Source organism: Shewanella sp. OMA3-2 (assembly GCF_021513195.1).
Classification (GTDB): domain Bacteria; phylum Pseudomonadota; class Gammaproteobacteria; order Enterobacterales; family Shewanellaceae; genus Shewanella.
Genome location: NZ_CP090974.1, coordinates 3,553,013 through 3,565,893 on the forward strand (window position 1 = coordinate 3,553,013; position 12,881 = coordinate 3,565,893).

Here is a 12,881-nt window from a genome sequence, read left to right on the forward strand (position 1 = left end):
TCTAATATTGTAAACAATTTAAACGGTACAGGGTTATCGATAGACTATACCGCAGGTAAGGTATCTAACGGCCAACGTGGTACCCCTTTAACCGCTAAGTCTTCCACTTGTCCCGCTTTTAAGCGCTGCATACCGGCGTAGGCAATCATGGCACCATTGTCAGTACAGAACTCGCCACGAGGATAATACACCTTGCCCCCCATATCCCGCATCATCTTAGCCAATGAGTCTCTTAAGCGCGTATTGGCGCTTACACCACCTGCTATGACTAACCGTTTATAACCCGTCAGTTTTAATGCACGCTTACATTTAATAGCCAGCGTATCAACTACCGCCTCTTCAAACGCTCTAGCGATATTAGCATGTGTTTGTTCATCTTTTGGCTCAGCGGCAATCGTATTAGCCGCAAAGGTTTTAAGACCAGAAAAACTGAAATCAAGACCAGGGCGATCGGTCATTGGACGCGGGAAACGATAACCCACATCAAGACCTTTCGCGGCTAATTTAGCTAACCGTGGCCCACCAGGATAATCTAAGCCTAATAATTTTGCCGTTTTATCAAACGCTTCACCGGCGGCATCATCAACAGACTCACCTAATACTTGGTATTGGCCAATACCTTCAACCTGCACTAGCATTGAATGTCCCCCCGACACCAACAAGGCTACAAACGGAAACTCAGGGGCATCATCCTCCAGCATAGGCGCAAGTAAATGCCCTTCCATATGATGCACCCCTACCGCAGGTTTGTCCCAGGCATAAGCTAGCGATCGCCCAACACAAGCACCTACCAACAAAGCGCCAATTAAACCGGCCCCTTGGTGAAAGCAACGCCATCAATATCATCAATTGACGAGTTAGCTTCTGCTAAAGCTTGTTTAATTAGCGGAACAATTTTACGCACATGGTCACGAGACGCTAATTCAGGTACAACACCGCCATAGTCCGCATGTAGCTTTACTTGGCTATACAATACGTGAGAAAGTAAACCTTGCTGATCATCATAAATCGCGATGCCAGTCTCATCACATGATGTTTCAATACCAATTATGCGCATAATGTCTCGTTCCAATAAATAAGGCGGCTAATTCTAGCGCTTGATGCGATTTTTCTCCAGATAAAATCTGTATCGTCTTCAGCTGGACACTCAAAGATCATTTTTGATCGCCGATCTGATCACAAAAACAACTAGTTATTGTGATTAGACCCGATGAAGTGCAGACAATCAGAACAAGGGGTTTACAAAGACCCTTGCCTCGGTGTAAAATTCCGCACCATTTTAATTAGCCTTTGGCTATTTAAAAGTTTAAGTTAAACAACTAAAACATTTAATATCCAACTCAACTACACCTAAGGGGTGATGGCGTATGCCAATTATTAAAGTACGTGAAAACGAACCATTCGACGTAGCTCTACGTCGTTTCAAGCGCTCTTGTGAAAAAGCTGGTATCTTAGCGGATGTGCGTGCTCGTGAATTCTACGAGAAGCCAACTACTGCTCGTAAGCGTGCAAAAGCTGCTGCAGTTAAACGTCTAGCTAAAAAGCTTTCTCGCGAAAACGCACGTCGCGTACGTTTATATTAATCTCATTATGAGCCTAATTGATCAGCTAAAAGAGCAGATGAAAGATGCTATGCGTGCCAAAGAAAAGGTGCGCTTAGGTACTATTCGTATGGCACTCGCTGCCATCAAACAAGTTGAAGTGGATACCCGCGAAACCTTGAATGATGAACAAGTGATAGCTATCTTAACCAAAATGGTCAAGCAACGTCGTGATTCAATGTCTCAATATGAAGCAGCGAATCGCCCTGAGCTTGCACAAGTAGAAGCGGATGAAATTCAAGTAATTGAAACTTTCTTACCGACACCATTAACTGAAACGGAAATTGCGACGATTATCGACGCAACTATCGTAAAAGTAGGTGCTACTAACATGGCGGATATGGGCAAAGTAATGGGAGCATTAAAATCTGAAGTTCAAGGCCGTGCAGATATGAGTGCCATCGGTGCTTTAATCCGCGCAAAATTGAAGTAATCAGGCGTTAATGTTGAATAAGCCGTGCACCTGCACGGCTTGTTTGTTTACATCAATTGATAAAGTGACTTCGAGAATATATAACAATCAATGGCGATCCCCCGTGATTTTATCAATGAACTTATTGCTCGGACAGATATTGTCGATCTGATCGATCGAAAAGTACCATTGAAAAAAGCTGGTAAAAACCATTCAGCTTGTTGTCCTTTTCATAGTGAGAAATCACCGTCTTTTACTGTCAGCAGAGATAAACAGTTTTACCATTGTTTCGGCTGCGGTGCTCATGGCAATGCAATTGATTTTATAATGGAATATGACCGTTTAGAATTTGTTGATGCTATTGAAGAATTAGCTGGTCAACTTGGGCTAGATGTCCCGCAAGATAATGGCAATGCAAAACGCCAAGACCATGGACTCAGTCGAGATTTATATCAGTTAATGGAAGAAGCGAGCTTATTCTACCAAAGCCAACTGAGACAACACCAAGACAAACAAAAAGTATTAGACTACCTTGATTTTAGAGGGCTTTCTGAAGATGTTATTAAACACTTTGGCATTGGCTTTGCCCCTGACGGCTGGGACGGATTATTAGGCCGCTACCGTCAAAATCAAACATCACTGGATAAACTACTTACTGCTGGCATGTTGATAGAAAACGACAGCGGTAAACGATATGACCGTTTTCGCGACAGATTAATGTTCCCCATCCGCGATAGACGTGGCCGAGTCATCGGCTTTGGTGGAAGAGTTTTAGGTGAAGGTACCCCTAAATACTTGAATTCTCCAGAAACGCCCATATTTCATAAGGGTAATGAACTTTACGGCTTATACGAATTAAAGCAACGCCACCGCGATCCGCAACAAATATTAATTGTTGAAGGTTACATGGACGTAGTGGCCTTGGCACAATTTGATGTTGATTATGCTGTCGCTTCACTTGGCACCTCAACCACAGCTGAACAATTTCAGCTTTTAGTTCGTAGTGCCAAAGAAGTTATTTGCTGTTATGACGGTGACAAAGCAGGCAAAGCTGCAGCGTGGCGTGCATTAGAAACCGCGCTGCCATTATTAAAACCAGGTGATCTGGTCAGATTTATGTTTTTACCACAAGGTGAAGACCCTGACACCATGGTGAGAAAAATAGGTAAAGACGCGTTTGAAGCTTTGATGCTACAAGCCATGCAGTTACCTGACTTTCTATTTGAAACATTAAGTCATGCACACGGCACAGATAAAGGCGCTTTGGCTAAACAGGCCCTAGCCTTAATTGAAAAAGTGCAAGACAGTGTATTACAAAATTTATTGCTAGAAAGCTTGTCCCATAAACTGGGCATGAATAGCAGCGATGATTTAAAGAAAAAATTAGGCTTTGCGGTTAAAAAACCGCAGCCGCTTAATGCAAAAGGGTTGCAAGGCCGTGGCACACCATTGAGGTTAGCCATAGCACTGTTAGTACAAAAGCCCAGTTTAGGTTTTGGACTTGCGCCACAACCTGCATTAAAAAAATTCAAATGGCTGGCATTGAATTGCTTAACCATTTGCTTGAAATAACTCGAACTCAGCAATTTAATAGCGCACAACTACTTGAAATATATAGAGAGCATCAGTATAAGAGCACTCTAATTAAGTTAGCCCAATGGGATCATCAAGTGGCGGATGAAAATGTGCTGACCGAGTTTAAACAGACCCTGATATGGTTGACTAACCAATATATAGAACAACGTTATCAGGAACTTAGTCTAAAACAAACTTTAACAAAAGCTGAGAAAGTACAGCTAAGTAAGCTGATTTCAATAATGAAAGGTGTTGAGAAGTAACCCTGAAGTAAGCAAACTTTAGCGGTTAAAACAACACCATGGACTAGCTAAGATGAGTCCACGCAGCTATAATTGACGATTTGCGCGACACTAAGCTAGGCTCAGTGTCCCGTCGTTATTTCAGTTCCCCAAACTTGGATGATATCTATGGATCACACTCCGCAGTCGCAACTTAAACTGTTGCTCGCTAAAGGTAAAGAGCAAGGTTACTTAACCTATGCAGAAGTGAACGACCACTTACCTGCAGACATGGTCGATTCCGATCAGATTGAAGATATTATCCAGATGATAAATGACATGGGTATTCGAGTGTTTGAAGAAGCACCGGACGCCGATGACATGATGATGTCGGAAGACAACACAGACGAAGATGCAGCAGAAGAAGCTGCTGCCGCTTTAGCCACAGTTGAAAGTGAATTAGGCCGTACAACAGATCCTGTGCGCATGTACATGCGTGAAATGGGTACGGTTGAGCTTTTAACTCGCGAAGGCGAAATTGTAATTGCAAAGCGTATTGAAGAAGGTATTAATACCGTTCAATGCTCTGTGAGTGAATACCCACAAGCCATTGCAATGATCTTAGAGCAATTTGACCAGTATGAAGCTGACGAAATTCGCTTGTCTGATATTATCTCTGGATTTGTAAACCCTGACGATGACGATGTCGCCCCAACCGCCACTAACATTGGTTCAGAAGTCCCTGATAGCGACGATGATGACGATGATGATGACGACAGCGACGACGAAGATGAAGATGAAGAAGAAGGTCCAAAAGGTCCTGATCCTGAAGAAGCCAAAGAAAAGTTCACTCAATTACGCGAAGCTTATGAAAAAAGCTTAGCTATTATTGCTGAAAAAGGGCGTGATCACCCTGAAGCTATTGGTTCGCTATTTGTTATCGGTGAGTTATTTAAAGAATTCCGCCTAGTACCTAAGCAATTTGATCGCTTAGTGAAAAGCATGCGCACTATGATGGATCGCGTACGTATTCAAGAACGTCTAATTCTTAAACTTGTTGTTGAACAAGCTAAGATGCCGAAAAAGAACTTTGTAAAAGCCTTTACAGGTAAAGAAACTAATCTTGATTGGTTTATCAAAGAAGTCAGTAGCAGCAAGCCATACGCCGAAGGTTTACGTATGGTAGAAGATGACGTTAATCGTTGTGTTCACAAACTTGACGTAATTGAAAAAGAAACAGACTTAACCATTGCTGGTATTAAAGATATCAACCGTCGTATGTCAATCGGTGAAGCGAAAGCGCGTCGTGCGAAAAAAGAAATGGTTGAAGCCAACTTACGTCTGGTTATCTCTATTGCTAAAAAGTATACCAACCGTGGCTTACAATTCTTGGACTTAATCCAAGAAGGTAACATTGGTTTGATGAAAGCGGTGGATAAATTCGAATACCGTCGTGGCTATAAGTTCTCAACTTATGCTACTTGGTGGATCCGTCAAGCTATCACTCGCTCAATAGCTGACCAAGCACGTACTATTCGTATTCCAGTACACATGATCGAAACGATCAACAAGCTAAACCGTATTTCACGTCAAATGCTTCAAGAAATGGGCCGCGAGCCGTCTCCAGAAGAATTGGCAGAACGTATGATGATGCCTGAAGATAAGATCCGTAAGGTACTGAAGATCGCCAAAGAACCAATCTCAATGGAAACCCCAATCGGTGACGATGAAGATTCGCATTTAGGTGATTTTATCGAGGATACCACCCTCGAGCTACCATTAGACTCAGCAACTAGCGAAAGTCTGAAAAACGCCACACACGAAGTACTAGCAGGCTTAACAGCTCGTGAAGCGAAAGTACTGCGTATGCGTTTTGGTATTGATATGAATACCGACCACACGTTAGAAGAAGTGGGTAAGCAGTTTGACGTAACACGTGAGCGTATTCGTCAAATTGAAGCAAAAGCGTTGCGTAAACTACGTCACCCTTCTCGCTCAGAAATCTTAAAATCATTCTTAGATGAGTAATTATTAGACATGATTTATAAAAAACCTGCTTCGGCAGGTTTTTTTATCTGTAAAATCAGACATATTGATTAACAGATAACCAATTAGAACAAGATATTATAATTCAATGCAAATCACGGGTGACAAGCAAGAATAAACTTCGTATAATTCCCCCCGCTTTCGGTAGTGACGACTATCTTAAGTCGGCCCCTTAGCTCAGTTGGTTAGAGCATACGACTCATAATCGTCAGGTCCCCAGTTCGAGTCTGGGAGGGGCCACCAATTTAACGAATCAAGACGCTTTTTAGCGTCTTTTTTTGTGCCTGAAATTCAGTAATGCCCTAGTTAATCTTCAATTATCACGACCAACAAGACTTAAAGACGATTTGTAAAACTCAAAGTTTGATGTACCATCGATTGTACCAACAGCTTTAGGCAATCATTTTATTGGTACATTATGGCAAAAATCATAACCCCCTTAAGCGATACACAAGTAAAACAGGCTAAAGCCAAAGATAAAGAGTACACCCTCGCTGATGGCAACGGTTTACAACTTAGAGTGCGGCCTAATGGCTCAAAGTTATGGATATTGAAATATTCACAACCGTATACAAAGAAACGTACCAACCTTGGTTTAGGTAAGTACCCTGATGTTTCTCTCTCTAAAGCAAGATCACTTAGAGACGATGTCCGTAAATTACTAGCAGATAATATTGATCCTAAAGATCACCGCGATGAACAAAATCAACTGAAAAAAGAAGCCATAGAAAATACATTTGGGGTAATGGCAAACAAATGGTATCAGCTAAAATTAACCAAGGTGAAGGAAGAAACAGCTAATCACGCATGGCGAGGATTAACAAAGCACGTCCTACCAAAACTAAGTAATGTGCCAATCAGCACGATTAAACCTAAAACCATTATTACTTTACTAACGCCTATAGCCAATAAAGGTAATCTTGAAACAGTTAATCGGTTATGCCGCCATATCAATGAAGTAATGCGACTTGCCGTAGCCGAAGGTATTATAGAAGTAAACTACCTATCCGATGTAACTAAGTTATTTCCCGCAGCTAAATCTACCAATATGCTGACAATTAAGCCTGAACGTTTACCAGAACTAATGCGAGCAATCAGAGAAGCTAGAATTACCCGTATAACCCAATGTCTAGCTTTATGGCAGCTTCATACAATGACAAGACCGATTGAAGCGGCAACCGCACATTGGGATGATATTGATATTGATAATAATGTTTGGGTTATTCCGGCTGAACGTATGAAAATGAAAAAACCCCATACGATTCCACTAACTAAACAGACATTAGAACTACTTACTACAATCAAATCTATGTCAGATGGAACTGGTTACCTGTTTACTAATCATCGAGATCCGTTAAAGCATGCCAATAGTCAGAGTGTAAACGTAGCACTTAAGCGTATGGGCTTTGCTGGTGAGCTCGTTTCACATGGCTTACGCGCGTTAGCAAGCACAACGTTAAATGAACAAGGGTTTGACCCTGATGTAATTGAAGCATCGCTCGCACATGTAGATAAAAATGAAGTGAGACGAGCTTATAACCGCGCTGAATATTTAGAGCGCAGACGGATATTAATGTGCTGGTGGTCTGAACATATTGAGCAAGCTGAAACTACGTTTTACATGTCAAAAACAAAAGGCTTGAAAGCCGTTATCTAGTTTCACTTAGCCTAGGGTAGCTCCCGAAAGAAGTTGATAACCTACCAACTTTTGGCTTTGTGAATTCAAGTAGGTGCGCGAGGGCGTAATGGACAAACTGAACAATTATTTTTCAAAGAAGAAGCTAGCTAGAGCAATTGAACTACCTTTTTCTGATATTGAAGATATGCTTGATAAATACATATATTTTAAAGGTTTAATCCAGAAAGACGGTTGCTTTTTGTATGTCGACGATTATTTCATTTTAGAACAAACTGAAATGAATATTCCGGATTTTACAGTGGAAGAATATGAGAGCGGATATGCTTACATGGAGCCTGATATGGCTGCTTATGAAGTGGTTATAGCGGTTAAAGGGGCTGAATTTTCTAAAAACTCTGAATTAATTGGTAACTCCTATAAATTAAAAAAACCAAAAGAAGTTGATGAGATATTTTATTCGTACCAGCAGCTTTGCGATTTGTCTAAAAACATTGGAATACCTCAACCCAAAAGCAAAGAAGAACTATTAAAAAAAGAGTTTGTGTATGACGTTAATATTTTAAATTTGAAAAGTAATTTCACTCTCAAAGAAGCAAGCCAGATAGCAGGCAACGTTTATGGCTGCCAGATTGAAGAAACACTTTATTTAGAAATGCTAAGTGACTGTATAAAAGGCACTAACATAGATGGATTTAAATTACACACTGTAGAGCTTTGGTGTTTTTACCATTCTTACGAAGAAGATAATTACTCTAAACCGTACGATAACGGAACTTACTTAAAACAAAGAGCTTTATTAGATTACAATCTTACAATCATCTCGAAACTTGAATTTATTAGATGGTGTAATTATGAAGGTATTGATACAGGCTTAACCTATGTTCCAAAAGATTTCGATGAATCAATAGAAGCACTAAAAGAAGAAAATATTAAGTTAAAACAAGAAATTTTAAGACCAGCACCTCAACTAGCACTTCCACTTAAGGCAAAAAATGACAAAGAAATTGAACAGTTAAAGAAACAACTGAAAGTGCTTAACGAGCAACTAGACTCACAAACATATCCTCCAGAGTTACAAATTGCTATTGATGCTTACGAAACTCTCGTTCGTAATAATACAGCTAAACCTCTCAATAAAAACATCAAATTATGGTTAAGTGAACAGAGCATAGTAAGAGAAATCGGGCATGTCGATTTAGGAACAAATTCAAAGGGCCTTAGTGAAAAAGTAAAAGAGGTTATCGCTAAAATAATAAAGTCGTAACACTAAAAAATGATGGATTAACCACATAACCCCCCGATAAGCCCTAGGGTAACCCCTTTGACTAACCCTAGGGTACATAGGAAATAATTATCCCGCACCATCCACTAACGGATAAGGATAATTATCAATGAACCAATACCAACCAAGAATCATCAGAAAGCCTGATGTCATTAATGAAACAGGCTTATCAAAATCCACTCTGTACAACCGCATTAAAGATGGCCTATTCCCACCACCTATCAGTTTAGGGGCTAGAGCTGTCGGATTTGTGAAGTCTGAATGTGAAGCCGTTATTAACGCAATGATAGCCGAGCAAACGCCTGAGCAGATCAAATCGCTGGTTATCACTCTAGTTCAGCAGCGTAGTGAACATAAGGGGTGGAAACTATGAATAAGTTATTATTTACCGCACCTGATGGCGCACTACCAGAAGCTACTAGCCCAGCCTATAGGTTACTCCATATACTAGCTGAAAATGGTAAAACACCACGCGATGTACTTTGCGAAAAACTAGGTGGAGGCTTCCGATCCTACCTACAACAGTTAACGGGTGAGTATTATCAGCACTGGTTAATTCGTAACGAGAAAGGCGTATTTAATGGCCGCAAACAATCGCTGTATTGGATTGATAAGCGACATTTTAGCTGCGACTGGGAGCAAGACAAAGACGCCAGAACAATCGCAAGAAAGCGATATAAGGATCGCTCTTACTATGGTAGTAAGAACGCAGTTAAGCGACTACAGCAGGCCACTAAAGAAAAGGGAGAGGCTGACAGGGAGTATCAGCTGCGAATAGAAAGCAAAAAGCCCACTCATAGCTAATCTAAGCAGGCTTTAATTTGAACCTGCTGGTGGTTGTAGTTGGCGAACCGCACCACCAGCAATAAATGGAGTATAAACTAGAAGTGTAGTTAGTGACTACTCTCACTGTAATACCCAGAACTATTAACTTGTTCGTTAATAATCGCTAATTATTGGTTTTCCACCCTTCATATTGAAGATTTAAAACGATATAAGCGTTTATATAACAATGGTATTGCTGTAAGTGAAGATGATCAAATATCTAGGTAATTGATAATATCAAGTTATTGATCACTTCGTTTTATCTATTATATGTCCTATATAACCAACAACTTAACGATAACTTTAGATGGCATAACATGGTGGGTAAATGCTAAAGCAAGCGGTTTAGTCGTTAACGCGATTAAAGCCATGATTAACCAAGTAAATGCCATGATCAGTCACCACAGTAAGGTTCACTTACTTCGCTTCGATTTACGAATGAGCCAATACACCCATGACAACAAAATAATAACCATATTCAACCGTAGACTTCATCGTTGGTTAATACGTCAATACCAAGTAAAAAGTGACCGTATAGGTTATATCTGGTGCCGTGAAATGGAGAAAGCAACACAGCAACACTACCACTGCGTGTTAATGATAGATGGTCATAAAGTGAGACATCCAATCAAGGTGCTGGAAAAAATAAGAGAGATTTGGAAGGATTTAGGTGGTTCTGAATACACACCTAAAAACTGCTATTACAATCTACACAGAGACAATTACGAATCACGTCAAAAAGCCATTTGGCGCATATCCTATTTAGCTAAAGCACGAGGTAAAGGCTGTAAACCATCTCAAACCAAAAACTACAGCACCAGTAGGATAAAAAAAGCACAAAAGGTATAATGTACGCAATGTGTTAAGCCCAAAATTTCGCACAAGAAAGGAATCTAATGGAAGCGTATTCAACGAGCAAAATATGGCGTAGTGCTGAGGCACTCATAGAAATTATCTTAAAGCTGGTGGGAGGGTAATCTCTCCATTTTTAACTGAGATCAAAAGTAGATATTTAGGCCACTAGTGCCAGTTTTTGCTTTGGTGGGACACCACCAATTGCTGTATTGGGTCTTTCATTGTTATAAAACCATAGCCATTGTGTCGCATGTTCCTGTACCTCGGCAATACTATTCCAAAGATATTGGCTCAGCCATTCGTATCGCACAGTCCGATTATAGCGTTCTACATAAGCATTCTGCTGTGGATTGCCAGGCTGAATAAATTTCAGTTCTACATCGTGTTTTTCAGCCCATGCAGCCAGCACCGCACTGATGTACTCTGGACCGTTATCACTGCGTATTTGTTTCGGTTTTCCACGCCATTCGATGATTTGCTCCAAGGTTCTGACCACACGCTCTGCTGGTAAGGAGAAGTCGACCTCTATCGCCAAGCCTTCACGGTTGTAATCATCAATCACGTTCAATAACCTAATGCTGCGACCATCTTCAAGTTGGTCATGCATAAAGTCCATAGACCAACATTCATTGATTGCCTCAGGCACCGCCAATGCGTCCGGTTTATCACGCTTCAAGCGTTTCTTCGGCTTAATCCGTAGGTTTAGCTCCAATTCACGGTAAATTCTATACACTCGCTTATGGTTCCATCGGTAGCGTTTCACGTTACGTAAAAAGTAATAACACAGCCCAAATCCCCAACTTCTATGGGTCGATGTTAGTCGCTGTAACCAATCAGCAATCACAGCGTTTTCACCGCTGAGTTTTGCCTGATAGCGATAACAGCTCTCACTGAGTCCAAACAAGGCACAGGCAAATGCGATTGGAATGGCTTTATCATGCACCGCCTTTTGCGCCAGCTCCCGCCGCCGCGACGGCTTTACCACTTTTTTTCGATGGCCTCTTTGAGTATTTCGGCTTTTAGACGCTCTTCGGCATACATTTTTTTGAGTCGTGAATTTTCAGCCTCTAACTCTTTCAATCGCGCCATCATAGAGGCGTCCATGCCGCCAAATTTGGCCCGCCACTTGTAGAAGGTAGCCGAGCTCATGCCGTGCTCACGGCACAGCCCTGGAACTGGGGTGCCAGCTTCGGCTTGCTTGAGGATAGCCAAGATTTGGCTGTCGCTAAATTTTGATGTTTTCATGCAGAATCTCCCTGCGTATATAGTACGAGAAAATTCTACTTTTGAAATCAGCTTTTTTTAGGGGGGATTACCGGAGTATATTTTACCTACCTGATTTTTAATAAATTAGGACAGTGGCTGCTTAATGCTGACTTTTCATCAGAAACGCTATTTAGCTTATTAATGTTACCATCACTCTATATTTTAAAGAGCGCCCACACGATCATTAGTCCATGGTTTGTAATGGTAAACATTTCAGATACAGAAGTAGAGGCTAGGACAGGCGTGTTAACGCACCGACTAGATAAACTTAACTTAAAAACCGTCGAAAACATAGAGGTCATATCCACCCTTGGCGGTAGAATATTTGGCTATAGTTCAATATATTTATACGCCTATGGTTCTTGGGTACATCTACCATTTATCACTAACTGCGACCAAGTAAAAGCAAGCTTAGAGGGTAAAATTGATCTATTAAGGGGTGGTAATGCCTAAAGGCCATCACTACGGAAGGCAACGCCAACGGGCTTACACAGCTGAATACCAACGTTTGTATGCCTATAGCTTTAAAAGCTTACTGGTTTCGACTCTTGGCCCTTATACGATAGATTCTAATAGCCTCAGCACTGAACATAAACGACTACAGTTAACTGAATCAGATGACGGCATTCGCATAATGACTTTCACCATCAATGATAAGCCACATCAGATAGCCTTAAAGCTCGATAACAGCAGCGCAAGCAACAAACTTTACCTCACTTGCCCCTATTGCCAACAACAGCGTCACCATCTATATGCCATCAAATACGCCTATGCTTGCCGATCGTGTATTGGGTTAAACTACGCTTGCCAAAGTGAACGCCCCAAAGAAAGGCTGATGAGGCGTATAAGAAAACTCAGAATAGAGCTATGGGGTTACGATTGGCCAGAAATTAACAACATGTTTGAACAAGTAACATATTGGCCCAAGCCTAAATGGATGCGATGGAAAACCTTTTTATTAAAACGAGAGAAGATCACTGAACTAGAGAGTCGCTACTGGGGTTTGGCTATCCCACAATTCAAAACGATGTTTGGTGATCAATTTATGCCAAATATTTTATAAATAATTTGGTTCATTAATTACTCGCTTTATAGGTCACATTACATTTATGTACCAACAGATGTACCAATAGCATTTACACAAAACATAGAACCCCAT

At 41.0% G+C, this 12,881-nt stretch carries 11 protein-coding genes, 1 tRNA gene and 2 pseudogenes; 12 read left to right on the plus strand and 2 right to left on the minus strand.

The genetic code is table 11. The features are described from left to right. Positions 1-44 precede the first annotated feature (44 nt). Positions 45-1,057, minus strand: a pseudogene (gene tsaD, locus L0B17_RS15660) (tRNA (adenosine(37)-N6)-threonylcarbamoyltransferase complex transferase subunit TsaD). A 310-nt stretch (positions 1,058-1,367) separates the two neighbouring features. Between tsaD and rpsU the strand changes: the two are divergent. From rpsU to L0B17_RS15710, 10 genes and pseudogenes are all read left to right on the plus strand, one after another. Then, positions 1,368-1,583 (plus strand): 30S ribosomal protein S21, encoded by a 216-nt coding sequence (gene rpsU / locus L0B17_RS15665; protein ID WP_006080725.1) that lies wholly within the window; start codon positions 1,368-1,370, stop codon positions 1,581-1,583. A gap of 7 nt (positions 1,584-1,590) precedes the next feature. Then, positions 1,591-2,034, plus strand: a complete 444-nt coding sequence (locus tag L0B17_RS15670; protein ID WP_235086080.1) for a GatB/YqeY domain-containing protein — start codon at positions 1,591-1,593, stop codon at positions 2,032-2,034. 90 nt (positions 2,035-2,124) lie between these two features. Further along, positions 2,125-3,851: pseudogene (gene dnaG / locus L0B17_RS15675) on the plus strand (DNA primase). 147 nt (positions 3,852-3,998) lie between these two features. Next, complete coding sequence (rpoD, locus tag L0B17_RS15680) at positions 3,999-5,837, plus strand: RNA polymerase sigma factor RpoD (protein ID WP_235086082.1); 1,839 nt, start codon at positions 3,999-4,001, stop codon at positions 5,835-5,837. A 184-nt stretch (positions 5,838-6,021) separates the two neighbouring features. Beyond that, positions 6,022-6,098: transfer RNA gene (locus L0B17_RS15685), tRNA-Ile, on the plus strand. Positions 6,099-6,273: 175 nt separating this feature from the next. Continuing rightward, on the plus strand, positions 6,274-7,512 hold the full coding sequence (locus tag L0B17_RS15690; protein ID WP_235086083.1) for an integrase domain-containing protein: 1,239 nt from the start codon (positions 6,274-6,276) through the stop codon (positions 7,510-7,512). Between the two features lie 88 nt (positions 7,513-7,600). Beyond that, entirely contained in the window at positions 7,601-8,758 is a 1,158-nt protein-coding gene (locus L0B17_RS15695) for a hypothetical protein (protein WP_235086085.1), read from the plus strand. A gap of 127 nt (positions 8,759-8,885) precedes the next feature. Further along, entirely contained in the window at positions 8,886-9,149 is a 264-nt protein-coding gene (locus L0B17_RS15700; protein WP_235086086.1) for a helix-turn-helix transcriptional regulator, read from the plus strand. Continuing rightward, positions 9,146-9,580, plus strand: a complete 435-nt coding sequence (locus L0B17_RS15705; protein WP_235086088.1) for a hypothetical protein — start codon at positions 9,146-9,148, stop codon at positions 9,578-9,580. The genes L0B17_RS15700 and L0B17_RS15705 overlap by 4 nt, the downstream gene beginning before the upstream one ends. 291 nt (positions 9,581-9,871) lie before the next feature. After that, positions 9,872-10,450, plus strand: coding sequence for a YagK/YfjJ domain-containing protein (locus L0B17_RS15710; RefSeq protein ID WP_235086089.1), 579 nt, complete (start codon positions 9,872-9,874; stop codon positions 10,448-10,450). A 163-nt stretch (positions 10,451-10,613) separates the two neighbouring features. On the opposite strand, the gene L0B17_RS15715 is transcribed toward L0B17_RS15710, so the two are convergent. Next, positions 10,614-11,701, minus strand: a protein-coding gene (locus tag L0B17_RS15715; RefSeq protein ID WP_188923338.1) for an IS3 family transposase whose coding sequence is annotated in 2 segments (ribosomal slippage) — positions 10,614-11,440 and positions 11,440-11,701 — 1,089 coding nt in all. Because the reading frame shifts where the segments join, the coding sequence is not laid out codon by codon here. Between the two features lie 222 nt (positions 11,702-11,923). Here L0B17_RS15715 and L0B17_RS15720 point away from each other — a divergent pair. Beyond that, positions 11,924-12,175 carry a PH domain-containing protein gene (locus L0B17_RS15720; RefSeq protein ID WP_235086091.1) on the plus strand — a complete coding sequence of 84 codons (252 nt, stop codon included), beginning with the start codon at positions 11,924-11,926 and terminating at the stop codon, positions 12,173-12,175. Beyond that, positions 12,168-12,785, plus strand: coding sequence for a hypothetical protein (locus L0B17_RS15725; protein WP_235086092.1), 618 nt, complete (start codon positions 12,168-12,170; stop codon positions 12,783-12,785). Before L0B17_RS15720 ends, L0B17_RS15725 begins: the two co-directional genes overlap by 8 nt. The last annotated feature ends 96 nt before the right edge of the window (positions 12,786-12,881 follow it).

What these genes read in the sequence shown, in the direction of transcription:
- L0B17_RS15700 (WP_235086086.1), top strand. Translation starts at nt 8,886, where the DNA reads ATGAACCAATACCAACCAAGAATCATCAGAAAGCCTGATGTCATTAAT.
- L0B17_RS15670 (WP_235086080.1), top strand. Translation starts at nt 1,591, where the DNA reads ATGAGCCTAATTGATCAGCTAAAAGAGCAGATGAAAGATGCTATGCGT.
- L0B17_RS15725 (WP_235086092.1), top strand. Translation starts at nt 12,168, where the DNA reads ATGCCTAAAGGCCATCACTACGGAAGGCAACGCCAACGGGCTTACACA.
- rpsU (WP_006080725.1), top strand. Translation starts at nt 1,368, where the DNA reads ATGCCAATTATTAAAGTACGTGAAAACGAACCATTCGACGTAGCTCTA.
- L0B17_RS15710 (WP_235086089.1), top strand. Translation starts at nt 9,872, where the DNA reads ATGTCCTATATAACCAACAACTTAACGATAACTTTAGATGGCATAACA.
- rpoD (WP_235086082.1), top strand. Translation starts at nt 3,999, where the DNA reads ATGGATCACACTCCGCAGTCGCAACTTAAACTGTTGCTCGCTAAAGGT.
- L0B17_RS15690 (WP_235086083.1), top strand. Translation starts at nt 6,274, where the DNA reads ATGGCAAAAATCATAACCCCCTTAAGCGATACACAAGTAAAACAGGCT.
- L0B17_RS15720 (WP_235086091.1), top strand. Translation starts at nt 11,924, where the DNA reads ATGGTAAACATTTCAGATACAGAAGTAGAGGCTAGGACAGGCGTGTTA.
- L0B17_RS15695 (WP_235086085.1), top strand. Translation starts at nt 7,601, where the DNA reads ATGGACAAACTGAACAATTATTTTTCAAAGAAGAAGCTAGCTAGAGCA.
- L0B17_RS15705 (WP_235086088.1), top strand. Translation starts at nt 9,146, where the DNA reads ATGAATAAGTTATTATTTACCGCACCTGATGGCGCACTACCAGAAGCT.